Source organism: Brucella anthropi ATCC 49188 (genome assembly GCF_000017405.1).
Lineage (GTDB): Bacteria > Pseudomonadota > Alphaproteobacteria > Rhizobiales > Rhizobiaceae > Brucella > Brucella anthropi.
In genome coordinates, this window is the sequence record NC_009667.1 from 2,058,886 (window position 1) to 2,080,620 (window position 21,735).

Genomic DNA, 21,735 nt, shown 5'->3' on the forward strand with positions numbered 1-21,735 from the left:
GAGAGCTCAAATGGCAAAGAGTAAGTTTGAACGTACGAAGCCCCACGTTAACATCGGCACGATTGGTCACGTTGACCATGGCAAGACGTCGCTGACTGCAGCGATCACGAAGTTTTTCGGCGAGTTCAAGGCGTATGACCAGATCGACGCCGCTCCTGAAGAGCGCGCCCGCGGCATCACGATCTCGACGGCACACGTCGAGTACGAAACGCCGAACCGTCACTATGCACACGTCGACTGCCCAGGTCACGCTGACTATGTGAAGAACATGATCACCGGTGCTGCCCAGATGGACGGCGCAATTCTGGTTGTTTCGGCCGCTGACGGCCCGATGCCGCAGACCCGTGAGCACATCCTGCTCGCTCGTCAGGTTGGCGTTCCGGCAATCGTCGTGTTCCTGAACAAGTGCGACCAGGTTGACGATGCAGAACTGCTCGAACTGGTTGAACTGGAAGTTCGCGAACTTCTGTCGAAATACGATTTCCCGGGCGACGAAGTTCCGATCATCAAGGGCTCGGCTCTTGCTGCGCTGGAAGATTCTTCGAAGGAACTGGGCGAAGACGCCGTTCGTTCGCTGATGGCCGCTGTTGACGACTACATTCCGACCCCGGAACGTCCGATCGACCAGCCGTTCCTGATGCCGATCGAAGACGTTTTCTCGATCTCGGGCCGTGGTACGGTTGTGACGGGTCGCGTTGAGCGCGGTATCGTCAAGGTTGGTGAAGAAGTTGAAATCGTCGGCATCAAGGCGACGGCGAAGACGACGGTAACCGGCGTTGAAATGTTCCGCAAGCTGCTCGATCAGGGCCAGGCTGGCGACAACATCGGCGCTCTGATCCGCGGCGTTGGCCGTGAAGACGTTGAACGCGGCCAGGTTCTCTGCAAGCCGGGTTCTGTGAAGCCGCACACCAAGTTCAAGGCAGAAGCCTACATTCTGACCAAGGACGAAGGTGGCCGTCATACGCCGTTCTTTACGAACTACCGTCCGCAGTTCTACTTCCGCACGACGGACGTGACCGGTGTTGTCACGCTGCCGGAAGGCACGGAAATGGTTATGCCTGGCGACAACGTCGCTATGGACGTCACCCTGATCGTGCCGATCGCCATGGAAGAGAAGCTCCGCTTCGCTATCCGTGAAGGCGGCCGCACCGTCGGTGCAGGCATCGTCTCCTCGATCATCGAGTAATGAAGGTTTGTGCAGGAACGCTCGCTTTGGAGCGAGCGTTCCCGCGTAACAAGGAACAGATGAAATGAACGGTCAAAACATCCGCATTCGCCTCAAGGCGTTTGATCATCGGATCCTTGACGCTTCGACGCGGGAAATCGTGTCGACTGCCAAGCGTACCGGTGCAAATGTGCGCGGACCGATCCCGCTTCCTACGCGGATCGAGAAGTTCACGGTTAACCGGTCGCCGCACATCGACAAGAAGAGCCGCGAGCAGTTCGAGATGCGCACGCACAAGCGTCTTCTCGATATCGTTGACCCGACCCCGCAGACGGTGGACGCGCTGATGAAGCTCGATCTGTCCGCCGGTGTCGATGTCGAGATCAAGCTTTAATCGGCTTGAGGACGGAAGGAACGAACCCGATGCGTTCAGGTGTTATTGCACAGAAGCTGGGCATGACCCGCGTCTATAACGACGCCGGCGAGCATGTGCCGGTGACGGTTCTCCGCATGGAGAATTGCCACGTGGTAGCTCAGCGTACAGTTGAAAAGAATGGTTACACGGCTGTTCAGCTTGGCGTTGGACTTGCCAAGGTAAAGAACACGTCCAAGGCTATGCGCGGTCATTTCGCGAAGGCCGAGGTCGAGCCGAAGGCGAAGGTCGCGGAATTCCGCGTTTCGCCGGACAACCTCCTCGAAGTCGGCGCTGAAATCACCGCCGAACACTTCGTCGCCGGCCAGAAGGTCGATGTGACGGGTACTTCGATTGGTAAGGGCTTTGCTGGTGTTATGAAGCGTCATAACTTCGCCGGTCATCGCGCTTCCCATGGTAACTCCATTACCCACCGCGCTCACGGCTCGACCGGTCAGCGTCAGGACCCGGGTAAGGTGTTCAAGGGCAAGAAGATGGCTGGTCACATGGGCCAGACCCGCGTAACCACGCAGAATATTGAAGTTGTCTCGACGGACAGCGATCGCGGCCTCATTCTGGTTCGCGGTGCGGTTCCTGGCTCCAAGGGCGCCTGGATCATCGTGCGCGATGCGGTAAAGGTCTCGCTGCCTGAGAACGCGCCGAAGCCGGCCGCTCTGCGTGCAGGTGCCGCGAAGGCTGAAGCTGTCGCGACTGAGGGAGCCGAATAATGGATCTCACGATTACCACTCTTGAAGGCAAGGATGCCGGCAAGGTCAAGCTGAACGAAGAAATCTTCGGCCTCGACCCGCGTGACGACATTCTTCAGCGCGTTGTGCGCTGGCAGCTGGCTCGCCGCCAGCAGGGCTCCCATAAGGCTCAGGGCCGTGGCGACGTAAGCCGCACCGGCGCAAAGATGTACAAGCAGAAGGGTACGGGTCGCGCTCGTCACCATTCCGCTCGCGCTCCGCAGTTCCGCGGTGGTGGTCAGGCTCACGGACCGGTTGTCCGTTCGCACGATCACGATCTGCCGAAGAAGGTTCGCGCTCTTGGCCTGCGTCATGCCCTGTCTGCAAAGGCAAAGGCATCTGACCTGATCATCATCGATGATCTGGCTGCAACGGAAGCCAAGACGAAGCAGCTTGTTTCGCAGTTCGCCAAGCTCGGTCTTGAAAATGCACTCGTCATCGGCGGTGCAGAGATCGACGTGAACTTCCAGCGCGCGGCTTCGAACATCCCGAACATCGACGTTCTGCCGGTGCAGGGCATCAATGTTTACGACATCCTTCGCCGCGGCAAGCTCGTTCTTTCCAAGGCGGCTGTCGAAGCCCTCGAGGAGCGTTTCAAATGACTGATCTTCGCCATTACGACGTGATCGTCAGCCCGGTTATCACCGAGAAGTCCACCATGGTTTCCGAACACAACCAGGTTGTCTTCAACGTAGCCCGCAAGGCAACGAAGCCGGAAATCAAGGCTGCAGTCGAAGCGCTGTTCGGCGTCAAGGTTACCGCAGTCAACACTGCAGTGCGCAAGGGTAAGGTTAAGCGGTTCCGCGGCCTTATCGGGCGCCAGAGCGACGTCAAGAAAGCGATCGTTACTTTGGCCGAAGGCCAGAGCATCGACGTTTCGACCGGTCTCTGAGAGGCCATGGAGTAAGAGACAATGGCACTCAAGCATTTTAATCCGATCACGCCAGGCCAGCGTCAGCTGGTCATCGTGGACCGTTCGGGACTCTACAAGGGCAAGCCGGTCAAGTCCCTGACCGAAGGTCTGTCCAAGAAGGGTGGCCGTAACAACACCGGTCGTATCACTGTTCGCTTTCAGGGCGGTGGTCACAAGCGTACGTACCGTTTCATCGATTTCAAGCGTCGCAAGCTTGACGTCGTCGGCACTGTCGAACGTCTGGAATACGATCCGAACCGCACCGCGTTCATCGCGCTGATCCGTTACGAAGACGGTGAACTGGCATACATCCTGGCTCCGCAGCGTCTTGCTGTTGGTGACAAGGTTGTTGCAGGCAACTCCGTCGACGTGAAGCCGGGCAACGCAATGCCGCTCGCTTCCATGCCGGTTGGCACGATCGTTCACAACGTCGAACTGAAGCCTGGCAAGGGCGGTCAGATCGCTCGTTCGGCTGGCACCTACGCCCAGCTGGTTGGTCGCGATCAGGGCATGGCCATTCTGCGCCTCAACTCCGGTGAACAGCGTCTGGTTCCAGGTGCCTGCTTTGCTTCGGTCGGTGCAGTGTCCAACCCGGACCACGGCAACATCAACGACGGTAAGGCCGGTCGTTCGGTGTGGCGTGGCAAGCGTCCGCACGTTCGCGGCGTTGCAATGAACCCGGTCGATCACCCGCATGGTGGTGGTGAAGGTCGTACCTCGGGTGGTCGTCACCCTGTCACTCCGTGGGGCAAGCCTACGAAGGGCAAGAAGACGCGCTCGAACAAGTCGACCGACAAGTTCATCATGCGTTCGCGCCATCAGCGCAAGAAGTAAGAGAGGTAGTCTGAAGTGGCTCGTTCAGTTTGGAAAGGTCCGTTCGTCGATGGCTATCTTCTCACGAAGGCTGAGAAGGTACGCGAAGGCGGTCGTAATGAAGTTATCAAGATGTGGAGCCGTCGCTCCACCATCCTGCCGCAGTTTGTCGGTCTGACTTTCGGCGTCTACAACGGCAACAAGCATGTGCCGGTGTCGATTTCGGAAGAAATGGTCGGACACAAGTTCGGTGAATTCGCGCCTACACGTACCTATTACGGTCACGGCGCGGACAAGAAGTCGAAGAGGAAGTAACGATGGGCAAGGCTAAAGCTCCCCGTCAGCTCAAGGACAACGAAGCGCAAGCTGTTGCCCGTACGCTGCGCGTCAGCCCGCAGAAGCTGAACCTTGTTGCGAGCATGATCCGCGGCAAGAAGGTGAATGCGGCTCTTGCCGATCTGACGTTCTCGCGCAAGCGGATCGCCGATACGGTTAAGAAGACGCTCCAGTCCGCAATTGCGAACGCAGAAAACAACCATGACCTCGACGTCGATTCTCTGATCGTCGCCGAAGCCTATGTAGGTAAGTCGATCGTCATGAAGCGCTTCCACGTCCGTGGCCGTGGCCGCGCGAGCCGTATCGAGAAGCCGTTTTCGCATCTCACCATTGTTGTCCGCGAAGTCGCGGAAAAAGGGGAGGCCGCATAATGGGTCAGAAGATTAATCCGATCGGTCTTCGCCTCGGCATCAACCGCACCTGGGATTCGCGTTGGTACGCGAATACCGGTGAGTACGGCAAGCTGCTGCATGAAGATGTCAAGATCCGCGAATTCCTCACCGAGGAACTGAAGCAGGCTGCGATCTCCAAGATCGTAATCGAGCGTCCGCACAAGAAGTGCCGCGTGACGATCCATTCGGCTCGTCCGGGCATCATCATCGGCAAGAAGGGTGCAGACATCGAAAAGCTCCGCAAGAAGCTTTCCGAGATGACCAATGCCGATACGTCGCTCAACATCGTTGAAGTTCGCAAGCCGGAAATCGACGCTACGCTGATCGCTCAGTCGATCGCTCAGCAGCTCGAACGCCGTGTGGCATTCCGTCGCGCCATGAAGCGTGCCGTTCAGTCGGCAATGCGTCTTGGAGCCGAAGGTATCCGTATCAACTGCTCGGGTCGTCTGGGTGGCGCGGAAATCGCTCGCATGGAATGGTACCGTGAAGGTCGCGTTCCGCTTCATACGCTTCGCGCCGATATCGACTACGGTACGGCAGAAGCGAAGACCGCTTATGGTATCTGCGGCGTGAAGGTCTGGGTCTTCAAGGGCGAGATTCTTGAACACGATCCGATGGCTTCCGAGCGTCGTGCGGTCGAGGGTGACAATCAGGGTTCCTCGTCGAACCGCCGCCGCGAAAACGCTTAAAAAGCGGGCCGCGGGCGAGAAATTTGGAGTAGAGAACAATGATGCAGCCTAAGCGCACCAAGTTCCGCAAGCAGTTCAAGGGCCGTATTCACGGCAACTCGAAAGGCGGCACGGATCTGAATTTCGGTGCATTCGGTTTGAAGGCCGTTGAGCCGGAACGCGTCACTGCACGTCAGATCGAAGCGGCCCGCCGCGCGATCACCCGTCACATGAAGCGTGCCGGTCGCGTGTGGATCCGCATCTTCCCTGACCTGCCAGTTACGTCGAAGCCTACCGAAGTCCGTATGGGTAAAGGTAAGGGTTCGGTTGATTACTGGGCATGCCGTGTGGCACCAGGTCGCGTGATGTTTGAGCTTGACGGCGTACCCGAAGATGTGGCACGCGAAGCCCTCAGACTCGGCGCAGCAAAGTTGCCGATCAAGACGCGCTTTATCCAGCGCATTGCTGAATAAGAGAGAGGCAACTATGAAAGCCGCAGACGTTCGGGCGAAGAGCCTCGATCAACTGAATGACGAGCTGGGCACCCTGAAGAAAGAGCAGTTCAACCTGCGCTTTCAGAAGGCCACCGGCCAGCTCGAAAAAACCGCGCGCGTGAAGCAGGTTCGCCGCGACATCGCGCGTATTAAGACTATTGCCCGCCAGAAGGCGGCCGCAAGCAAGGCATAAGGAAAAATATAATGCCTAAACGCGTTCTGCAGGGCGTTGTCGTCAGCGACAAGAATGACAAGACTGTTGTGGTCAAGGTTGAGCGCCGCTATTCGCACCCGCTCCTCCAGAAGACCGTGCGTCAGTCTAAGAAGTACAAGGCGCATGACGAAAACAACCAGTTCAAGGTTGGCGATCTCGTTTCCATTCAGGAATCGGCTCCAATCTCGAAGGACAAACGCTGGGTCGTTCTCACGAACGAAGCAGCAGGCTAAATTATAAACACGCAGCTTAGGTAGGGCAGGAGCCCTTAACCAGCTGAGAGGAAAGAAGGCGGCCAGTCATGATTCAGATGCAAACAAACCTCGACGTGGCGGATAACTCCGGCGCACGTCGTGTCATGTGCATCAAGGTGCTGGGCGGCTCGAAGCGGCGTTACGCTTCCGTTGGCGACATCATTGTGGTGTCGATCAAGGAAGCTATTCCGCGCGGCCGCGTCAAAAAGGGTGATGTGATGAAGGCGGTTGTTGTACGCACCGCCAAGGACATCCGTCGTCCGGACGGCAGCGTTATTCGTTTCGATAACAATGCAGCCGTTCTCATCGATAACAAGAAAGAGCCGATCGGCACGCGTATCTTCGGACCGGTTCCGCGCGAACTTCGCGCAAAGAACCATATGAAGATCATCTCGCTGGCCCCGGAAGTTCTGTAAGGAAGCAAGACGATGCAGAAGATTCGCAAAGGCGACAGCGTTGTCGTGCTGTCCGGTAAGGACAAGGGCCGTAAAGGCGAAGTTCTCAAGGTTATGCCTAAGGACGAGCAGGCGCTCGTTCGCGGTATCAACGTTGTGAAGCGTCATCAGCGTCAGACCCAGACCCAGGAAGCCGGCATTATCTCCAAGGAAGCGCCGATCCACCTGTCTAACCTGGCAATTGCTGATCCCAAGGACGGTAAGCCGACCCGCGTCGGTTTCCGCGTCGAGGACGGCAAGAAGGTTCGTGTCGCAAAACGTTCTGGAGCGCTGATCGATGGCTGAAGCTAAGGCACTTCCCCGCTTCAAGAAGCTTTACAACGAAAACATTCGTAAGGCTCTGCTTGAAGAATTCAAATACGACAACGAGATGCAGATTCCACGCATCACCAAGGTTGTCCTCAACATGGGCGTTGGCGAAGCCACTGGCGACTCCAAGAAGCCGGCTGTAGCTGCTGAAGACCTTGGCTTGATTGCTGGTCAAAAGGCTGTTATCACCCGCGCCCGTAACTCGATCGCAACATTCAAGTTGCGTGAAGGCATGCCGATCGGCACGAAGGTCACCCTTCGCCAGGACCGCATGTACGAATTCCTTGATCGTTTCATCACGATCGCTCTTCCTCGCGTTCGCGACTTCCGCGGCCTGAACCCGAAGAGCTTTGACGGACGTGGCAACTATGCCATGGGTATCAAGGAGCACATCGTGTTTCCGGAAATCAACTACGATAAGGTTGATCAGATCTGGGGCATGGACATCATCGTTTGCACGACCGCCAAGACGGATGATGAGGCGCGCGCTCTTCTGCGTGCATTCAACTTCCCCTTCCGGCAGTAACGGCAAGCGTAGCGAGGTATAATAATATGGCCAAGACTAGCGCAGTCGAAAAAAACAAGCGCCGCGAAAAGTTGGTTAAGCGTCATGCTGACAAGCGTGCACGTCTGAAGGCGATCGTAATGGATCAGGGCCTTCCGCTGGAGGAGCGCTTCCGCGCCACTATCCGGCTTGCCGAACTGCCGCGCAATTCATCGAAGGTTCGTATTCGCAATCGTTGCGAAGTTTCGGGCCGTCCGCGTGGTTATTACCGTAAACTGAAGATGTCGCGTATTGCGCTCCGTCAGTTGGGTTCGCTCGGTCAGATCCCGGGCATCGTCAAGTCGAGCTGGTAAGGAGTAGCATATGTCTGTGTCAGATCCTATCGGCGACATGCTGACCCGTATTCGTAACGCAGTAGGCCGCAAGAAGACCAAGGTTTCGACCCCGGCTTCCAAGTTGCGCGCTCGCGTTCTTGATGTTCTTCAGTCTGAAGGTTACATCCGCGGATACACGCAGAGTGAATTCGTGAACGGCAAAGCCGAGATCGAAATCGAACTGAAGTACTATGAAGGCGTTCCAGTCATTCGTGAACTGACCCGCGTTTCGAAGCCTGGCCGCCGTGTATACGTGTCGGTCAAGTCGATCCCGCAGGTTGCGAATGGTCTTGGCATCTCGATCCTGTCCACCCCTAAGGGTGTGATGGCTGATCATGAAGCCCGTGAACAAAACGTTGGTGGTGAGCTGCTCTGCCGCATCTTCTGATGCGGTTGACAGCGAACAGATAAAAGACAGGTATTAAAATGTCTCGTATCGGTAAAAAACCCGTGCCGGTCCCGGCAGGCGTGACCGCCAGTGTTGATGGGCAGATCGTCAAGGCCAAGGGCGCGAAGGGTGAACTCTCCTTCGTCGTGCACGATGAAGTTCTGGTCAAGATGGAAGATGGCGCTGTCAGCGTCGATCCGCGCGACCAGTCGAAGGAAGCTCGTTCGAAGTGGGGCATGTCCCGCACGATGATCTCCAACATTTTTGTTGGCGTGAAGGACGGCTTCGAAAAGAAGCTCGAAATCAGCGGCGTCGGTTACCGCGCTGCCATGCAGGGTAAGAACCTGCAGCTTTCGCTCGGCTTCAGCCACGAAGTGGTCTACGACGTGCCTGCTGGCATCACTGTTGCCGTTCCGAAGCCGACGGAAATCGTCGTCACCGGTATCGACAAGCAGCAGGTCGGTCAGGTCGCGGCTGAGATCCGCGAATATCGCGGCCCCGAGCCTTACAAGGGCAAGGGCGTCAAGTATGCTGGCGAGAAGATCGTCCGCAAAGAAGGCAAGAAGAAGTAAGGGAAGCGCGTCATGGCATCGCCAAAAGAAACTTTGCAGCGTCGCGCTGCTCGTGTACGCCGTCAGGTCAAGGCTGTTGCAAACGGCCGTCCGCGTCTCAGCGTGCACCGCTCTTCCAAGAACATCTACGTTCAGGTTATCGACGACGTTCGCGGTGTTACCATCGCCGCTGCTTCGACCCTGGATGGCGACCTGAAGGGCAAGCTCAAGACTGGCGCCGACTCCGCAGCAGCAGCTGCAGTTGGCAAGCTGGTTGCCGAGCGTGCCGTTAAAGCAGGCGTCAGCGAAGTAGTGTTCGACCGTGGTGCATTCATTTACCACGGCCGTGTGAAGGCTCTCGCCGAAGCTGCCCGCGAAGGCGGACTGAGCTTCTAATAGCATTTTGTGCTTCCGGAAAAGAAAAAGGAAATCAGGATATGGCACAGAGAGAACGTAACCGCGAAGATCGCGGCCGTGAGGAGCGCGACAGCGAATTCGTCGATAAGCTCGTTCACATCAACCGCGTCGCCAAGGTCGTCAAGGGCGGCCGTCGCTTCGGTTTTGCTGCGCTCGTCGTTGTTGGCGACCAGAAGGGCCGCGTAGGCTTCGGTCATGGCAAGGCTCGTGAAGTGCCGGAAGCTATCCGTAAGGCTACGGAAGCTGCCAAGCGCGACATGATCTTCGTACCGCTGCGTTCGGGCCGTACGCTGCACCACGATGTTGAAGGCCGTCACGGCGCCGGCAAGGTTCTGCTCCGCGCAGCTCCTGCTGGTAAGGGTATCATCGCCGGTGGTCCGATGCGTGCAGTGTTCGAAACGCTCGGCGTTCAGGACGTTGTCGCCAAGTCGCTCGGTTCGTCGAACCCTTACAACATGGTTCGTGCGACGTTCGATGCTCTGAAGCATCAGATGCATCCGAAGGACATCGCTGCACAGCGCGGCATCAAGTACTCGACCCTTCAGGCTCGCCGCCATGATGTGGTCGGTTCGGAAGAGTAGCCGATAGTTTGTGTTCGTCCGGGGCCGCTGAGGCCACCGGATACGCCATAGACAAGGGATTTGAGTGATGGCTGAGAAGAAGGGCAAGACGGTTACGGTCGAGCAGATCGGAAGCCCAATCCGTCGTCCAGCCGAGCAGCGCGCAACGCTGATCGGTCTGGGTCTTAATAAAATGCACCGCCGCAGCACGCTGGAAGATACTCCAGCAGTTCGTGGCATGATCGCCAAGCTTCCACACCTCGTCCGAGTTGTGGACGAGGCGTGATAGCGCAGGAGATAGAGATATGAAACTCAACGATCTGCGTGACAAGCCAGGTTCGGTCAAAGCACGCAAGCGTGTTGGCCGCGGTATCGGTTCGGGCACCGGCAAGACTGGTGGTCGTGGTGTCAAGGGGCAGAAGTCCCGTTCGGGCGTCGCGATCAACGGCTTCGAAGGCGGCCAGATGCCAATCTACCGCCGTCTGCCGAAGCGCGGCTTCACCAACATCTTCGCAAAGAGCTTCAACGTTGTATCGCTCGGCCGTGTTCAGGCCGCTATCGATGCAGGTAAGCTTGATGCCAAGGCAGTTGTGAACCTCGATTCGCTGAAGGCTGCTGGCGTGATTCGTCGTGCCAAAGACGGCGTTCGCATCCTTTCGGACGGCGAGCTGAAGGCAAAGGTTGCTTTCGAGGTAGCCGGTGCTTCCAAGGCTGCGGTCGAAAAGATCGAAAAGGCTGGCGGTAGCATCAAGCTTCCTGAAGCCGCTGCCGAATAAGGCTTCGATACAAAAATAAAAAGCGGCGGCCTCAGTGCCGCCGCTTGCACATTTATGCCAATGCGCATATCTGGGTAGGGTCTTTTTAGTCTCGAGGCGCGACCGCAATAGATTGCGCTGACGGGGGCGGAGGACCGGAGACTTTTCACCGGAGAAATTTAATGGCATCGGCTGCTGAACAGCTAGTTTCCAATCTCAATTTTTCAGCTTTCTCGAAAGCAGAAGAACTCAAGAAGCGCATCTGGTTCACGCTAGGTGCTTTGCTCGTATACCGGTTCGGCACCTATATTCCGCTTCCCGGCATCAATCCTGACGCGCTTGCGCAGGCTTTCCAGCAGCATAGCCAGGGTGTGCTCGGGCTTTTCAACATGTTCGCCGGTGGCGCCGTCGGTCGTATGGCCATTTTCGCGCTCGGCATCATGCCTTATATCTCTGCCTCCATCATCGTGCAGCTCATGACGTCGGTTGTTCCGTCTCTTGAAGCGCTGAAGAAGGAAGGCGAGGCAGGTCGCAAGATCATCAATCAGTATACGCGTTACGGCACGGTGCTTCTGGCGCTTGTTCAGGCCTACGCGATTTCTGTCGGCTTGCAGTCGGGCAACGGTATTGTCACCAATCCGGGCCCGTTCTTCGTCGTTTCGTCGGTGATCACCCTTGTTGGCGGCACGATGTTCCTGATGTGGCTCGGCGAGCAGATCACTGCACGCGGTATCGGCAACGGTATCTCGCTGATCATCTTCTCCGGTATCGTGGCCAACCTGCCGCACGCTATTTCCGGCACGCTGGAACTTGGCCGTACCGGCGCGCTGTCGACGGGACTCATTCTGGGCGTTATCATTCTTGCCATCGTGCTGATTGCGGTCATCGTATTCGTTGAACGTGCGCAGCGTCGCCTTCTGATCCAGTATCCGAAGCGTCAGGTCGGCAACCGCATGTTCCAGGGCGATACGTCGCATCTGCCGTTGAAGCTCAATACCGCAGGCGTCATTCCTCCGATTTTCGCGTCGTCGTTGTTGCTTCTGCCTGCGACGGTTGCCGGTTTCGCCAACACGACGGAAATGCCGGCCTGGGCTACTACCGTTCTCAATGCACTCGGTCATGGTCAGCCGCTTTACATGCTGTTCTATGCCGCATTGATGGCATTCTTCTGCTTCTTCTACACGGCCATTGTGTTCAATCCCAAGGACACTGCTGACCAGCTCAAGAAGCATTCCGGCTTTATTCCGGGCATTCGTCCGGGTGAGCGTACCGCCGAATACATAGACTATGTGCTGACACGCATCACTGTTGTCGGCGCCATCTATATCGTGCTTGTCTGTCTCCTGCCGGAATTCCTGATTTCCGCAACCGGTGTGCCGTTCTATCTTGGTGGCACCTCACTGCTGATCGTTGTGAGCGTAACGCTTGACACGGTTGCGCAAATTCAGGGACATCTGATCGCCCATCAGTATGAAGGGCTGATCAAGAAGTCCAAACTCAGAGGTGGGAAACGCAATAAATGAGACTGATACTTCTTGGGCCGCCCGGAGCAGGTAAGGGGACGCAGGCTGGACTTCTTACCAAGAAGCATGGAATTCCTCAGCTCTCGACCGGCGACATGCTGCGTGCAGCAGTCGCCCAGCAGAGCGAGATCGGGAAGCGCGCCAAGGCCGTGATGGACGCCGGGCAACTGGTTTCCGATGAGATCGTGAACCAGATCGTTTCGGAGCGCATCGATGCGCCTGACTGCGCGAACGGTTTCATCCTTGACGGTTATCCACGCACGGTTCCACAGGCTCAGGCTCTGGGAACCATGCTGGCGGGGAAGGGCCTAAAGCTCGATGCAGTCATTGAGCTGAAGGTTGACGAGAATGCTCTGGTCAAGCGGATGGAGAGCCGCGTGGCTGAAACGATTGCCAAGGGTGGTCAGGTCCGTTCGGACGACAATCCGGAAGCGTTCCGCAAGCGTCTCGTGGAATACCGCGAAAAGACTTCGCCGCTTTCGAGCTATTATGCCGGAACTGGTGAACTGCGCGTCATCAATGGCATGGCGCCGGTTGAAGAAGTTACTGCCGAAATCGAGAGAATTCTGGTTCCGGCATGAAAATTGAAGAGGCTTGAAGAAGCCTCATTCCATTGCGGGCAGGGAAAGCGTGGAGCGTTTTCTGCCCGTTTATTGCTTCCAGAAGTTGCTTGGGTTGCCTGTCAGGCCGGTTTGATGGCTTTACGGACAGTTAAGAGTTGACTTTTTCGGGCGATTCCGTCAAAGACTGCGCCACTTCAACTGGTTTTGAATGGCGGGTATCGGCGGAAATCGAAAGAGGCCGGTACCGGTCGTTTAATGCTGTCTGGTTGATCGCATCTGCCAGATGGAAATTTTTATAACTCAAGGAGAACAGACGTGGCACGTATCGCTGGCGTCAACATCCCGACGAACAAGCGCGTTGTTATTGCGCTTCAGTACATTCACGGGATCGGACCGAAATTTGCTCGGGAAATCGTAACGAAGGTCGGCATTGCTGACGATCGTCGCGTTAACCAGCTGTCGGATGCTGAAGTCCTTCAGATCCGCGAAGCAATCGATGCTGACTACCAGGTCGAAGGTGACCTGCGTCGTGAAGTTTCGATGAACATCAAGCGCCTGATGGACCTGGGCTGCTACCGCGGTCTGCGTCATCGTCGTTCGCTGCCGGTTCGCGGCCAGCGCACGCACACCAACGCACGCACCCGCAAGGGTCCAGCGAAGGCAATCGCAGGCAAGAAGAAGTAATTTCGACGGGACATTTGTTCCGTCGGGCCTTTCCGGTGCGCCGGTTGGGTTTGATGCTGGTCCTTTCTTGAGGACCGGTGTAGCCGCTGGAATTACGGCGGTGTAGAGATCGATTGAAAGGACTGTCATGGCCAAGGAAGCCACGCGCGTTCGCCGTCGCGAGCGTAAAAACATCTCGTCGGGCGTTGCCCACGTAAATTCGACGTTTAACAACACCATGATCACCATCACGGATGCTCAGGGCAATGCGATTGCCTGGTCGTCTGCCGGTGCTCAGGGGTTCAAGGGTTCGCGTAAGTCGACCCCGTTCGCCGCTCAGATCGCTGCCGAAGATTGTGCTAAGAAGGCTCAGGAACACGGTATGCGCTCCCTCGAAGTCGAGGTTTGCGGACCGGGTTCTGGCCGTGAATCCGCGCTGCGCGCCCTTCAGGCTGCCGGCTTTGTGATCACGTCGATCCGCGATGTTACGCCGATCCCGCACAACGGTTGCCGTCCGCGCAAGAAGCGCCGGGTCTAATCCTCGTTCACATGCCGTACGAGCCTCGGGCTTTTCAAGTTCGGGGCTCCTCTGCGGTTTCTACACTTGATCGCTACGATAGGATGGTAGCGACGATTGATAGAGGGATACTTACATGATCCAGAAGAACTGGCAGGAACTCATCAAGCCGAACAAGGTGGATTTCATCACCAACGGCTCCCGCACGCATGCAACCGTCGTTGCTGAACCGCTGGAACGCGGTTTCGGTCTGACGCTCGGTAATGCTCTGCGTCGCGTGCTTCTGTCGTCGCTTCGCGGCGCTGCCGTGACCGCCATTCAGATCGATGGCGTTCTGCATGAATTCTCTTCGATCCCGGGCGTCCGCGAAGACGTTACGGATATCGTTCTGAACGTCAAGGAAATCGCCATCCGCATGGAAGGCGAGGGCCCGAAGCGCATGGTCGTCCGCAAGGAAGGCCCAGGCGTCGTTACGGCTGGCGACATTCAGACTGTCGGCGATGTCGAGATCCTTAACCCGGATCACGTCATCTGCACGCTGGACGAAGGCGCTGAAATCCGCATGGAATTCACCGTCAACACCGGCAAGGGCTATGTGCCTGCCGACCGCAATCGTGCAGAAGATGCTCCAATCGGGCTTATCCCGGTTGACAGCCTCTATTCTCCGGTTCGCAAGGTGTCGTACAAGATCGAGAACACCCGTGAAGGTCAGGTTCTCGATTATGACAAGCTGACGCTGAACATCGAGACAAATGGCTCGGTCAGCGGTGAAGACGCAGTGGCGTATGCTGCTCGTATTCTCCAGGACCAGCTGGCGATCTTTGTCAACTTCGAAGAGCCTCAGAAGGAAGCTCCGCAGGAACAGGTTGCGGAACTGGCTTTCAACCCGGCTCTGCTCAAGAAGGTCGACGAGCTCGAACTGTCTGTCCGTTCGGCAAACTGCCTGAAGAACGACAACATCGTCTATATCGGCGATCTGATCCAGAAGACGGAAGCCGAGATGCTGCGGACTCCGAATTTCGGCCGCAAGTCGCTCAACGAGATCAAGGAAGTACTGGCATCGATGGGTCTCCATCTCGGTATGGAAATCCCGTCCTGGCCGCCAGAAAACATCGAAGATCTCGCAAAGCGCTACGAAGACCAATACTGAGCATTTCCTGCGGAACCGGTAACCGGTTTCGCATCCTGAGATGCCTGGAACGAAAATGTGACCGGAAATATCCCGGCTAGAACTAATTAAGGAGAAGGCCATGCGCCACGGTAATGGACAGCGTAAGCTGAACCGCACTGCCTCGCATCGCAAGGCAATGTTCGCCAACATGGCGGCTTCGCTCATCGAGCATGAACAGATTGTGACCACGCTTCCTAAAGCTAAGGAAATCCGTCCGATCGTAGAAAAGCTTGTCACTCTCGGCAAGCGCGGCGATCTGCATGCACGCCGTCAGGCTATCTCGGCTATTCGCGACGTTAAGCTCGTTGCAAAGCTGTTCGATACGTTGGCTGCTCGCTATGCAACCCGCAACGGCGGCTACATCCGCATCATGAAGGCTGGCTTCCGCGCTGGCGACAACGCGCCTCTGGCTGTTGTTGAATTCGTGGAACGCGACGTCGATGCAAAGGGCAAGGCTGACCGCGCCCGCGTCGAAGCTGAACAGGCTGCTGAAGCAGACGCAGCATAATCTGCACTGTTTCTGATTATTGAAGAAGGGCCGCCTTGAGCGGCCCTTTTTTGTTTGTTTGTTGCTGCTGTTCGGCTCTTTCGAATCGATATGTTTCAAGAAAATTGCCGTGCGGCACTTCAAGGTCACAATGTGGCCCTTTATCCTTGTCCTCAGTTGACTACATATGGACGACGAATCTCATATTTTTTCACGGAAGATATGAGTGCCCTCGGAAAGCGCGGAGTATGTGCATGAATTGGCGACGTTTAGGTGTATTGGGTCTTATGCTGACATCCATCGGGCTGGTCATGCCGCAGGCAATGGCGCAGGATGCGCCCGCGACGCCTCCCAAAGAAGTGCCGCTCAGCCGCGCTGATATGCAACTTTCCTTCGCTCCTCTCGTGAAAGAGACGACACCAGCTGTTGTGAATGTCTATGCGGCGCGACAAGTGCAGGCACGGGCACAATCGCCATTTGCAGGCGATCCGTTCTTCGAGCAGTTTTTCGGGCGGCAGTTCGGGGAAAGCAAACCACGTATCCAACAGTCGCTCGGTTCCGGCGTGATTGTCGATAGTTCAGGCATTGTCGTGACGAACAATCACGTCATCAAGGATGCCGACGAAATCAAAGTCGCCTTGTCGGACGGTCGCGAGTTCGAAAGCAAGCTGCTTCTGCGCGATGAAACCACAGACCTTGCCGTGTTGAAAATTGAAGCCAAGGACAAGTTTCCAGTGTTGGGCCTCGGCAATTCCGACGAAGTCGAAGTTGGTGATCTGGTGCTGGCCATCGGCAATCCGTTCGGCGTCGGACAGACTGTGACGAGCGGTATCGTGTCGGCGCAATCCCGAACACAGGTTGGCATTTCCGATTTTGATTTCTTTATCCAGACGGATGCGGCTATCAATCCCGGCAACTCCGGTGGCGCATTGATTGACATGCGCGGACGCCTGATAGGTATCAACACAGCGATCTATTCACGTTCTGGCGGTTCCGTGGGCATCGGCTTTGCTATTCCGTCCAATATGGTCCGCGCCGTCGTGGAAGCTGCGCAGAATGGCAGCAAAAGTTTCGAGCGCCCCTATATCGGCGCGACTTTCCAAGGGGTCACCTCCGATCTGGCCGAAGGGCTTGGAATGGAAAAGCCCTATGGTGCCCTGATCACAGCAGTTGCAAAAGGTGGTCCTGCAGAAGCCGCAGGACTGAAAATCGGCGATGTGGTTCTGTCCGTTCAGGGCGTTCGCGTCGATAATCAGGATGTGCTTGGTTATCGTCTGTCGACGGCTGGCATTGGTAACACCGTGTCGGTCGAAATCATGCGGGATGGAAAGAACCAGACCATCCCGGTGAAGCTTTCCAAAGCGCCCGAAGTCAAGGAAACTGCGCCACAGGTGATCAAGGGCGATAATCCCTTCGCCGGTGCAGCTGTCCTTGTGCTGACGCCATCCACGGCTAAAAAACTGCGTCTCAAGAGTGAAAGCCAGGGCGTGGTCGTTGTTGACGTCTATTCCGGCTCGCCGGCGGCACGGCTCGGATTGCGCCCGGGCGACATTGTTCGAAGCATCAACGGAAATCCTATCCGCTCCGTGGAGGAGATGACCGCGATTCTGGATGGGGGACGTGGTCTTGCCTGGCGGCTTGAGGTGGAACGCAACGGAACGTTGCTGCGTCAGTTCGTGCGTTAAAACTGTCGGCCAGTATATCGCCAAAAGTTGCATGCCGCTTCGGGTAGCATTATGCCTGAAGCGGCATTTAATTTATCGATCGAGCGAATGAAATGAGCGACCTTTTCTCAGCAGCGGCAGACCCGAACGCGGACCGCAACCGGCCGCTTGCTGATCGCTTGCGTCCGAAGCATTTGTCGGAAGTAACCGGTCAGGAACATCTGACCGGGCCAGAAGGTGTGCTGACGCGCATGATTGCATCCGGTTCGCTCGGTTCCATGATCTTCTGGGGACCTCCGGGAACCGGCAAGACGACCGTTGCCCGCCTGCTTGCCGGAGAAACTGATCTCGCGTTTGAACAGATTTCGGCGATCTTCTCCGGCGTTGCCGATCTCAAGAAGGTTTTCGAGACTGCTCGCGCGCGGCGTATGTCGGGACGCCAGACCCTGCTTTTCGTAGACGAAATTCATCGCTTTAATCGCGCCCAGCAGGATTCGTTTTTGCCGGTCATGGAAGACGGCACTGTTATCCTGATCGGCGCCACGACGGAAAACCCGTCTTTCGAGCTCAATGCTGCTCTTTTGTCCCGGGCGAGAGTGCTTACTTTTCATCCCCATGATGGCGAGAGTATTGCAACACTTCTGACCCGTGCCGAAGAGCAAGAAGAACGTCCATTGCCGCTGGACGAGGAAGCACGGGTAAGCCTTGTTCGCATGGCTGACGGCGATGGACGTGCTGCGCTGACGCTTGCCGAGGAAGTCTGGCGTGCGGCCCGTCCCGATGAAGTGTTTACTGCCGAAAAGCTGCAGGATGTCGTGCAACGTCGCGCCCCGGTTTATGACAAGGGGCAGGACGGGCATTACAATCTGATTTCGGCGCTGCATAAATCCGTGCGGGGATCGGACCCCGACGCAGCGCTCTACTATCTTTCTCGTATGTTCGATGCGGGCGAAGATCCGTTATATCTTGGGCGGCGGCTGGTGCGCATGGCGGTGGAAGATATCGGCTTGGCCGACCCGCAGGCACTGGTCATCTGCAACGCCGCCAAGGATGCCTATGACTATCTTGGTTCGCCGGAAGGCGAACTGGCGCTCGCACAGGCCTGTGTTTATCTTGCAACGGCTCCGAAATCGAACGCCGTCTATGTGGCCTATAAAGCCTCAATGCGTGCGGCCAAGGAGAACGGTTCCCTGCTGCCGCCGAAGCATATTCTCAACGCGCCAACCAAGCTTATGAAGAATGAGGGCTACGGCGACGGCTATGCCTATGACCACGACCAGCCAGACGCGTTTTCAGGACAGGATTATTTCCCGGAAAGCATGGGCAGGCAAAAATTCTATGATCCGCCGGAGCGGGGTTTTGAGCGAGATATCCGCAAGCGCCTCGAATACTGGGCGCGGTTGCGACAGGAGCGCCAGGGACGCCGTTGAAGTTTGGAGTGGTTCTGTTTCAGCGCAATCGCTCTAACCATTGGTTTTCACGCAGTTTCGACCGCTGAAAATGCGCTATCCCCATAGTTATCCACATTCATCCACAGTTTGGGCACAGTTCGTGCCGCCGTCATATTGGCAGCGGCTTTTACTTTGCTTCTTCACGCGAGTTTGAAGGTCCCCGGAAAGGGGTGACCTGTCGTTAGAAAGGTCTTCTTAATTTTTACGCTTTATCAATCTTTGCAAAGAGACGAGGTTTTCCATGATGCGCGTTTTGTTTCTCGTCGCGCTCGTGATCCTAGGAGGCTGCGCGACTGCCCCACGGCAGGTCAACAATGTGTGTGCGGTCTTCGATCAACGCGACGGTTGGTTCAATAACTGGCAGACGGCTGCCACGCGGGTTTCGCGCGAATTCGGCGTGCCGGTTCCGGTTCTGATGGCCACAATCTATACCGAATCCGGCTTCCAGCCCTATGCACGCCCGCCACGGACCAAGATTCTCTGGATCATACCGTGGAAGCGGGCTTCCAGCGCCTATGGCTATTCCCAGGCGCTGAACGGCACGTGGGATCGTTACAAGCGGGAAACCGGTCGCTGGACTGCATCGCGCACCAATTTCGCGGACGCTATCCATTTCATTGGCTGGTATCACTATCAAAGCTATCTGAAAAACGGCATCAATCGCGCCGATGCATATAGCCTTTATCTCGCTTACTATTCGGGTCACGGCGGTTACGCTCGTGGTGTCTGGCGCGGGAATGCCACGGCGCTCAATGGCGCAAAACGTGCCCAATCCATGGCCAATCGTTACGCCACGCAGTTGCGCAGTTGCGGAGGCTTCAGTTAAAAAGCGAAAGGCTGGATTCAAACTCGCATTTGAGACACCATCCGGCCTTAATCGCTATTATCATGCGACGGATTCGCTAATTGAGGATGACCATTTCATGCTGAAGAAGATCGGTATTGCCCTTTTCGCCGCCACATTTCTGGCAGGCTGCACCACCGACCCCTATACCGGGGAACAGAAGATGTCGAACACCGCAGGTGGTGCTGCGATTGGCGCGGCTGTGGGCGCTCTCGGCGGCCTGATGGTCGGCGGTTCCAGCCGTGCACAGCGCAATGCCGTTCTGATTGGTGCCGGTATTGGTGCACTTGGCGGCGGCGCAATCGGCAATTACATGGATCGTCAGGAAAACGAGCTCCGTGCACAGCTGCAGGGCACTGGTGTGTCTGTGACCCGTAACGGCGACCAGATCATCCTTAATATGCCGTCCAGCATCACTTTCGATACCGATCAGGATCAGGTGAAGAGCCAGTTCTACCCGACGCTTAATTCGGTCGCGATTGTATTGCGCAAATTCAACCAGACGCTTGTGGACGTTTATGGCCACACCGATTCGACCGGTAGCGTCAGCCACAATCAGGCTCTTTCGCAGCGCCGCGCCGCGTCGGTCGCGAGCTATCTCGGTTCGCAGGGTATCGATCCGCGTCGCTTCGCCGTTATCGGCTATGGCGCGAGCCAGCCCGTTGCCACCAACGCAACACCGGAAGGCCGTGCGCAGAACCGTCGCGTGGAAATCCAGATTTCTCCGCTTCGCGCCGCCAGCTGATTCCCTTCCAAGGGTTAATAGGCTTCAAACAACGCAGTTCTTCGATAGAAGGGCTGCGTTTTTCTTTGCTTTTCCGAATCGGTGGATGGGCAGTTTGGTTTGAATTAAGTTAATTCGTGGATAGTTCGATTATTTTCGTAATTGCTGATGTTAGAGAACGATTATAGAACAAAATTTCGGAACTGTTTTTAATCAATGAGTTAGCCCTATTGTCAAATGAGAACAAAACGAATACATATAGATCATAGCAACGAGCCTGCCGGGCTTCTAGCGAGACAAGAGGATGGTGTAAGATGTCTCAGAATTCATTGCGACTTGTTGAGGAAAATTCAGTGGACAAGACTAAGGCTCTCGATGCGGCATTGTCGCAAATCGAAAGGGCGTTCGGTAAGGGCTCGATCATGCGTCTGGGGAAAAATGCCCCGGTTATCGAGATCGAAACTGTTCCGACCGGCTCGCTTTCTCTGGACATCGCGCTGGGTGTCGGCGGCTTGCCCAAAGGACGTATTGTTGAGATTTACGGACCGGAAAGCTCCGGTAAGACGACACTCGCGCTGCACACGATTGCGGAAGCACAGAAGAAGGGCGGTATCTGTGCATTCGTCGATGCGGAACATGCGCTTGATCCTGTCTATGCACGCAAGCTGGGTGTCGATCTGGAAAACTTGCTGATTTCGCAGCCAGATACGGGTGAGCAGGCACTTGAAATTACCGACACGCTTGTGCGTTCGGGCGCCATCGACGTTCTCGTCGTCGACTCCGTCGCAGCCTTGACGCCACGTGCGGAAATCGAAGGCGAAATGGGTGACTCCTTGCCTGGTCTTCAGGCTCGTCTTATGAGCCAGGCGCTGCGCAAGCTTACCGCATCGATCTCGCGTTCGAACTGTATGGTGATCTTCATCAACCAGATTCGTATGAAGATCGGTGTGATGTTCGGTTCGCCGGAAACGACGACTGGCGGTAACGCTCTCAAGTTCTATGCTTCGGTTCGTCTCGATATTCGCCGTATCGGTTCGATCAAGGAGCGCGACGAAGTTGTTGGCAACCAGACCCGCGTGAAGGTCGTCAAGAACAAGCTTGCGCCGCCCTTCAAGCAGGTCGAATTTGACATCATGTACGGTGCTGGCGTTTCCAAGACCGGTGAACTGGTCGATCTTGGCGTAAAGGCCGGTGTCGTCGAGAAGTCCGGTGCGTGGTTCTCGTATAATTCTCAGCGACTGGGACAAGGCCGTGAAAACGCCAAGCAATATCTCAAGGACAACCCGGAAGTGGCCCGCGAGATCGAAACCACGCTTCGTCAGAATGCCGGTTTGATTGCCGAACAGTTCCTCGAAGATGGCGGACCAGAAGACGATGCGGGTGACGCTGCCGAAATGTAAGATCGCC

At 56.3% G+C, this 21,735-nt stretch carries 33 protein-coding genes; all 33 read left to right on the forward strand.

Translation table 11 applies throughout. From position 1 onward, the window contains the following. The first annotated feature begins 10 nt into the window (after positions 1–10). The 33 genes from tuf (at position 11) to recA (ending at position 21,728) form a co-directional block, all read left to right on the forward strand. Positions 11–1,186 (forward strand): elongation factor Tu, encoded by a 1,176-nt coding sequence (gene tuf, locus OANT_RS10165; protein ID WP_012091906.1) that lies wholly within the window; start codon positions 11–13, stop codon positions 1,184–1,186. Between the two features lie 64 nt (positions 1,187–1,250). Beyond that, on the forward strand, positions 1,251–1,559 hold the full coding sequence (rpsJ, locus tag OANT_RS10170) for a 30S ribosomal protein S10 (RefSeq protein WP_002964363.1): 309 nt from the start codon (positions 1,251–1,253) through the stop codon (positions 1,557–1,559). Between the two features lie 29 nt (positions 1,560–1,588). After that, positions 1,589–2,305 carry a 50S ribosomal protein L3 gene (gene rplC / locus OANT_RS10175; protein WP_012091910.1) on the forward strand — a complete coding sequence of 239 codons (717 nt, stop codon included), beginning with the start codon at positions 1,589–1,591 and terminating at the stop codon, positions 2,303–2,305. Then, positions 2,305–2,925: a 50S ribosomal protein L4 gene (gene rplD / locus OANT_RS10180; RefSeq protein WP_010659915.1), complete on the forward strand. Its 621-nt coding sequence runs from the start codon at positions 2,305–2,307 to the stop codon at positions 2,923–2,925. The genes rplC and rplD overlap by 1 nt, the downstream gene beginning before the upstream one ends. Beyond that, positions 2,922–3,215, forward strand: a complete 294-nt coding sequence (locus tag OANT_RS10185; protein ID WP_006467028.1) for a 50S ribosomal protein L23 — start codon at positions 2,922–2,924, stop codon at positions 3,213–3,215. The genes rplD and OANT_RS10185 overlap by 4 nt, the downstream gene beginning before the upstream one ends. Positions 3,216–3,236: 21 nt before the next feature. After that, a complete protein-coding gene (gene rplB / locus OANT_RS10190) occupies positions 3,237–4,070 on the forward strand; it encodes a 50S ribosomal protein L2 (RefSeq protein WP_010659916.1) in 834 nt (277 codons plus the stop codon). A 15-nt stretch (positions 4,071–4,085) separates the two neighbouring features. Beyond that, positions 4,086–4,364 carry a 30S ribosomal protein S19 gene (gene rpsS / locus OANT_RS10195; RefSeq protein WP_010659917.1) on the forward strand — a complete coding sequence of 93 codons (279 nt, stop codon included), beginning with the start codon at positions 4,086–4,088 and terminating at the stop codon, positions 4,362–4,364. Between the two features lie 2 nt (positions 4,365–4,366). Next, entirely contained in the window at positions 4,367–4,756 is a 390-nt protein-coding gene (gene rplV, locus OANT_RS10200; RefSeq protein WP_010659918.1) for a 50S ribosomal protein L22, read from the forward strand. Beyond that, positions 4,756–5,466 (forward strand): 30S ribosomal protein S3, encoded by a 711-nt coding sequence (rpsC, locus tag OANT_RS10205; protein WP_006467024.1) that lies wholly within the window; start codon positions 4,756–4,758, stop codon positions 5,464–5,466. Before rplV ends, rpsC begins: the two co-directional genes overlap by 1 nt. A 38-nt stretch (positions 5,467–5,504) precedes the next feature. Beyond that, complete coding sequence (rplP, locus tag OANT_RS10210; RefSeq protein ID WP_006467023.1) at positions 5,505–5,918, forward strand: 50S ribosomal protein L16; 414 nt, start codon at positions 5,505–5,507, stop codon at positions 5,916–5,918. Between the two features lie 13 nt (positions 5,919–5,931). Next, positions 5,932–6,132 carry a 50S ribosomal protein L29 gene (rpmC, locus tag OANT_RS10215; RefSeq protein WP_006467022.1) on the forward strand — a complete coding sequence of 67 codons (201 nt, stop codon included), beginning with the start codon at positions 5,932–5,934 and terminating at the stop codon, positions 6,130–6,132. An 11-nt stretch (positions 6,133–6,143) separates the two neighbouring features. Continuing rightward, positions 6,144–6,386, forward strand: coding sequence for a 30S ribosomal protein S17 (gene rpsQ, locus OANT_RS10220; RefSeq protein WP_010659919.1), 243 nt, complete (start codon positions 6,144–6,146; stop codon positions 6,384–6,386). A gap of 68 nt (positions 6,387–6,454) precedes the next feature. Further along, a complete protein-coding gene (gene rplN / locus OANT_RS10225; RefSeq protein ID WP_004683923.1) occupies positions 6,455–6,823 on the forward strand; it encodes a 50S ribosomal protein L14 in 369 nt (122 codons plus the stop codon). Between the two features lie 12 nt (positions 6,824–6,835). Further along, complete coding sequence (gene rplX, locus OANT_RS10230) at positions 6,836–7,147, forward strand: 50S ribosomal protein L24 (RefSeq protein ID WP_010659920.1); 312 nt, start codon at positions 6,836–6,838, stop codon at positions 7,145–7,147. Continuing rightward, the gene (rplE, locus tag OANT_RS10235) at positions 7,140–7,697 is read left to right on the forward strand and encodes a 50S ribosomal protein L5 (protein WP_010659921.1); all 558 of its coding nucleotides are present in this window, start codon (positions 7,140–7,142) and stop codon (positions 7,695–7,697) included. The genes rplX and rplE overlap by 8 nt, the downstream gene beginning before the upstream one ends. A 26-nt stretch (positions 7,698–7,723) precedes the next feature. Further along, a complete protein-coding gene (rpsN, locus tag OANT_RS10240) occupies positions 7,724–8,029 on the forward strand; it encodes a 30S ribosomal protein S14 (RefSeq protein WP_010659922.1) in 306 nt (101 codons plus the stop codon). A 10-nt stretch (positions 8,030–8,039) separates the two neighbouring features. Next, positions 8,040–8,438 carry a 30S ribosomal protein S8 gene (rpsH, locus tag OANT_RS10245; protein ID WP_007875325.1) on the forward strand — a complete coding sequence of 133 codons (399 nt, stop codon included), beginning with the start codon at positions 8,040–8,042 and terminating at the stop codon, positions 8,436–8,438. A gap of 38 nt (positions 8,439–8,476) precedes the next feature. Next, positions 8,477–9,010 (forward strand): 50S ribosomal protein L6, encoded by a 534-nt coding sequence (rplF, locus tag OANT_RS10250; protein ID WP_010659923.1) that lies wholly within the window; start codon positions 8,477–8,479, stop codon positions 9,008–9,010. Between the two features lie 12 nt (positions 9,011–9,022). Next, positions 9,023–9,385 carry a 50S ribosomal protein L18 gene (gene rplR / locus OANT_RS10255; RefSeq protein WP_010659924.1) on the forward strand — a complete coding sequence of 121 codons (363 nt, stop codon included), beginning with the start codon at positions 9,023–9,025 and terminating at the stop codon, positions 9,383–9,385. Positions 9,386–9,426: 41 nt separating this feature from the next. After that, positions 9,427–9,987 carry a 30S ribosomal protein S5 gene (gene rpsE, locus OANT_RS10260; RefSeq protein WP_006467009.1) on the forward strand — a complete coding sequence of 187 codons (561 nt, stop codon included), beginning with the start codon at positions 9,427–9,429 and terminating at the stop codon, positions 9,985–9,987. A gap of 67 nt (positions 9,988–10,054) precedes the next feature. After that, the gene (gene rpmD / locus OANT_RS10265; RefSeq protein ID WP_002967737.1) at positions 10,055–10,252 is read left to right on the forward strand and encodes a 50S ribosomal protein L30; all 198 of its coding nucleotides are present in this window, start codon (positions 10,055–10,057) and stop codon (positions 10,250–10,252) included. A 19-nt stretch (positions 10,253–10,271) separates the two neighbouring features. Continuing rightward, positions 10,272–10,742: a 50S ribosomal protein L15 gene (gene rplO, locus OANT_RS10270; protein WP_012091912.1), complete on the forward strand. Its 471-nt coding sequence runs from the start codon at positions 10,272–10,274 to the stop codon at positions 10,740–10,742. Between the two features lie 161 nt (positions 10,743–10,903). Beyond that, positions 10,904–12,244, forward strand: a complete 1,341-nt coding sequence (gene secY, locus OANT_RS10275) for a preprotein translocase subunit SecY (RefSeq protein WP_010659926.1) — start codon at positions 10,904–10,906, stop codon at positions 12,242–12,244. Then, positions 12,241–12,825: an adenylate kinase gene (locus OANT_RS10280; RefSeq protein WP_010659927.1), complete on the forward strand. Its 585-nt coding sequence runs from the start codon at positions 12,241–12,243 to the stop codon at positions 12,823–12,825. Before secY ends, OANT_RS10280 begins: the two co-directional genes overlap by 4 nt. Positions 12,826–13,122: 297 nt before the next feature. After that, positions 13,123–13,491 carry a 30S ribosomal protein S13 gene (gene rpsM / locus OANT_RS10285; RefSeq protein WP_006467002.1) on the forward strand — a complete coding sequence of 123 codons (369 nt, stop codon included), beginning with the start codon at positions 13,123–13,125 and terminating at the stop codon, positions 13,489–13,491. A 127-nt stretch (positions 13,492–13,618) separates the two neighbouring features. After that, positions 13,619–14,008, forward strand: coding sequence for a 30S ribosomal protein S11 (gene rpsK / locus OANT_RS10290; protein ID WP_002964339.1), 390 nt, complete (start codon positions 13,619–13,621; stop codon positions 14,006–14,008). Positions 14,009–14,123: 115 nt separating this feature from the next. After that, a complete protein-coding gene (locus OANT_RS10295; protein WP_006467001.1) occupies positions 14,124–15,137 on the forward strand; it encodes a DNA-directed RNA polymerase subunit alpha in 1,014 nt (337 codons plus the stop codon). Positions 15,138–15,237: 100 nt separating this feature from the next. Next, positions 15,238–15,666, forward strand: coding sequence for a 50S ribosomal protein L17 (gene rplQ / locus OANT_RS10300; protein ID WP_010659928.1), 429 nt, complete (start codon positions 15,238–15,240; stop codon positions 15,664–15,666). A 233-nt stretch (positions 15,667–15,899) separates the two neighbouring features. Further along, positions 15,900–17,330, forward strand: a complete 1,431-nt coding sequence (locus tag OANT_RS10305; RefSeq protein ID WP_012091913.1) for a DegQ family serine endoprotease — start codon at positions 15,900–15,902, stop codon at positions 17,328–17,330. Between the two features lie 92 nt (positions 17,331–17,422). After that, entirely contained in the window at positions 17,423–18,739 is a 1,317-nt protein-coding gene (locus OANT_RS10310) for a replication-associated recombination protein A (protein ID WP_012091914.1), read from the forward strand. A 262-nt stretch (positions 18,740–19,001) separates the two neighbouring features. Beyond that, complete coding sequence (locus OANT_RS10315; RefSeq protein WP_010659931.1) at positions 19,002–19,586, forward strand: transglycosylase SLT domain-containing protein; 585 nt, start codon at positions 19,002–19,004, stop codon at positions 19,584–19,586. 97 nt (positions 19,587–19,683) lie between these two features. Next, positions 19,684–20,349, forward strand: a complete 666-nt coding sequence (locus OANT_RS10320; RefSeq protein WP_010659932.1) for a YiaD family glycine zipper/OmpA-like lipoprotein — start codon at positions 19,684–19,686, stop codon at positions 20,347–20,349. A 293-nt stretch (positions 20,350–20,642) separates the two neighbouring features. Then, positions 20,643–21,728, forward strand: coding sequence for a recombinase RecA (gene recA, locus OANT_RS10325; protein WP_012091915.1), 1,086 nt, complete (start codon positions 20,643–20,645; stop codon positions 21,726–21,728). Positions 21,729–21,735 lie beyond the last annotated feature (7 nt).

Coding starts and splice junctions, on each gene's coding strand:
- tuf (WP_012091906.1), top strand. CDS start 11: ATGGCAAAGAGTAAGTTTGAACGTACGAAGCCCCACGTTAACATCGGC.
- rpsJ (WP_002964363.1), top strand. CDS start 1,251: ATGAACGGTCAAAACATCCGCATTCGCCTCAAGGCGTTTGATCATCGG.
- rplC (WP_012091910.1), top strand. CDS start 1,589: ATGCGTTCAGGTGTTATTGCACAGAAGCTGGGCATGACCCGCGTCTAT.
- rplD (WP_010659915.1), top strand. CDS start 2,305: ATGGATCTCACGATTACCACTCTTGAAGGCAAGGATGCCGGCAAGGTC.
- OANT_RS10185 (WP_006467028.1), top strand. CDS start 2,922: ATGACTGATCTTCGCCATTACGACGTGATCGTCAGCCCGGTTATCACC.
- rplB (WP_010659916.1), top strand. CDS start 3,237: ATGGCACTCAAGCATTTTAATCCGATCACGCCAGGCCAGCGTCAGCTG.
- rplV (WP_010659918.1), top strand. CDS start 4,367: ATGGGCAAGGCTAAAGCTCCCCGTCAGCTCAAGGACAACGAAGCGCAA.
- rpsC (WP_006467024.1), top strand. CDS start 4,756: ATGGGTCAGAAGATTAATCCGATCGGTCTTCGCCTCGGCATCAACCGC.
- rplP (WP_006467023.1), top strand. CDS start 5,505: ATGATGCAGCCTAAGCGCACCAAGTTCCGCAAGCAGTTCAAGGGCCGT.
- rpmC (WP_006467022.1), top strand. CDS start 5,932: ATGAAAGCCGCAGACGTTCGGGCGAAGAGCCTCGATCAACTGAATGAC.
- rpsQ (WP_010659919.1), top strand. CDS start 6,144: ATGCCTAAACGCGTTCTGCAGGGCGTTGTCGTCAGCGACAAGAATGAC.
- rplN (WP_004683923.1), top strand. CDS start 6,455: ATGATTCAGATGCAAACAAACCTCGACGTGGCGGATAACTCCGGCGCA.
- rplX (WP_010659920.1), top strand. CDS start 6,836: ATGCAGAAGATTCGCAAAGGCGACAGCGTTGTCGTGCTGTCCGGTAAG.
- rplE (WP_010659921.1), top strand. CDS start 7,140: ATGGCTGAAGCTAAGGCACTTCCCCGCTTCAAGAAGCTTTACAACGAA.
- rpsN (WP_010659922.1), top strand. CDS start 7,724: ATGGCCAAGACTAGCGCAGTCGAAAAAAACAAGCGCCGCGAAAAGTTG.
- rpsH (WP_007875325.1), top strand. CDS start 8,040: ATGTCTGTGTCAGATCCTATCGGCGACATGCTGACCCGTATTCGTAAC.
- rplF (WP_010659923.1), top strand. CDS start 8,477: ATGTCTCGTATCGGTAAAAAACCCGTGCCGGTCCCGGCAGGCGTGACC.
- rplR (WP_010659924.1), top strand. CDS start 9,023: ATGGCATCGCCAAAAGAAACTTTGCAGCGTCGCGCTGCTCGTGTACGC.
- rpsE (WP_006467009.1), top strand. CDS start 9,427: ATGGCACAGAGAGAACGTAACCGCGAAGATCGCGGCCGTGAGGAGCGC.
- rpmD (WP_002967737.1), top strand. CDS start 10,055: ATGGCTGAGAAGAAGGGCAAGACGGTTACGGTCGAGCAGATCGGAAGC.
- rplO (WP_012091912.1), top strand. CDS start 10,272: ATGAAACTCAACGATCTGCGTGACAAGCCAGGTTCGGTCAAAGCACGC.
- secY (WP_010659926.1), top strand. CDS start 10,904: ATGGCATCGGCTGCTGAACAGCTAGTTTCCAATCTCAATTTTTCAGCT.
- OANT_RS10280 (WP_010659927.1), top strand. CDS start 12,241: ATGAGACTGATACTTCTTGGGCCGCCCGGAGCAGGTAAGGGGACGCAG.
- rpsK (WP_002964339.1), top strand. CDS start 13,619: ATGGCCAAGGAAGCCACGCGCGTTCGCCGTCGCGAGCGTAAAAACATC.
- OANT_RS10295 (WP_006467001.1), top strand. CDS start 14,124: ATGATCCAGAAGAACTGGCAGGAACTCATCAAGCCGAACAAGGTGGAT.
- rplQ (WP_010659928.1), top strand. CDS start 15,238: ATGCGCCACGGTAATGGACAGCGTAAGCTGAACCGCACTGCCTCGCAT.
- OANT_RS10305 (WP_012091913.1), top strand. CDS start 15,900: ATGAATTGGCGACGTTTAGGTGTATTGGGTCTTATGCTGACATCCATC.
- OANT_RS10310 (WP_012091914.1), top strand. CDS start 17,423: ATGAGCGACCTTTTCTCAGCAGCGGCAGACCCGAACGCGGACCGCAAC.
- OANT_RS10315 (WP_010659931.1), top strand. CDS start 19,002: ATGATGCGCGTTTTGTTTCTCGTCGCGCTCGTGATCCTAGGAGGCTGC.
- OANT_RS10320 (WP_010659932.1), top strand. CDS start 19,684: ATGCTGAAGAAGATCGGTATTGCCCTTTTCGCCGCCACATTTCTGGCA.
- recA (WP_012091915.1), top strand. CDS start 20,643: ATGTCTCAGAATTCATTGCGACTTGTTGAGGAAAATTCAGTGGACAAG.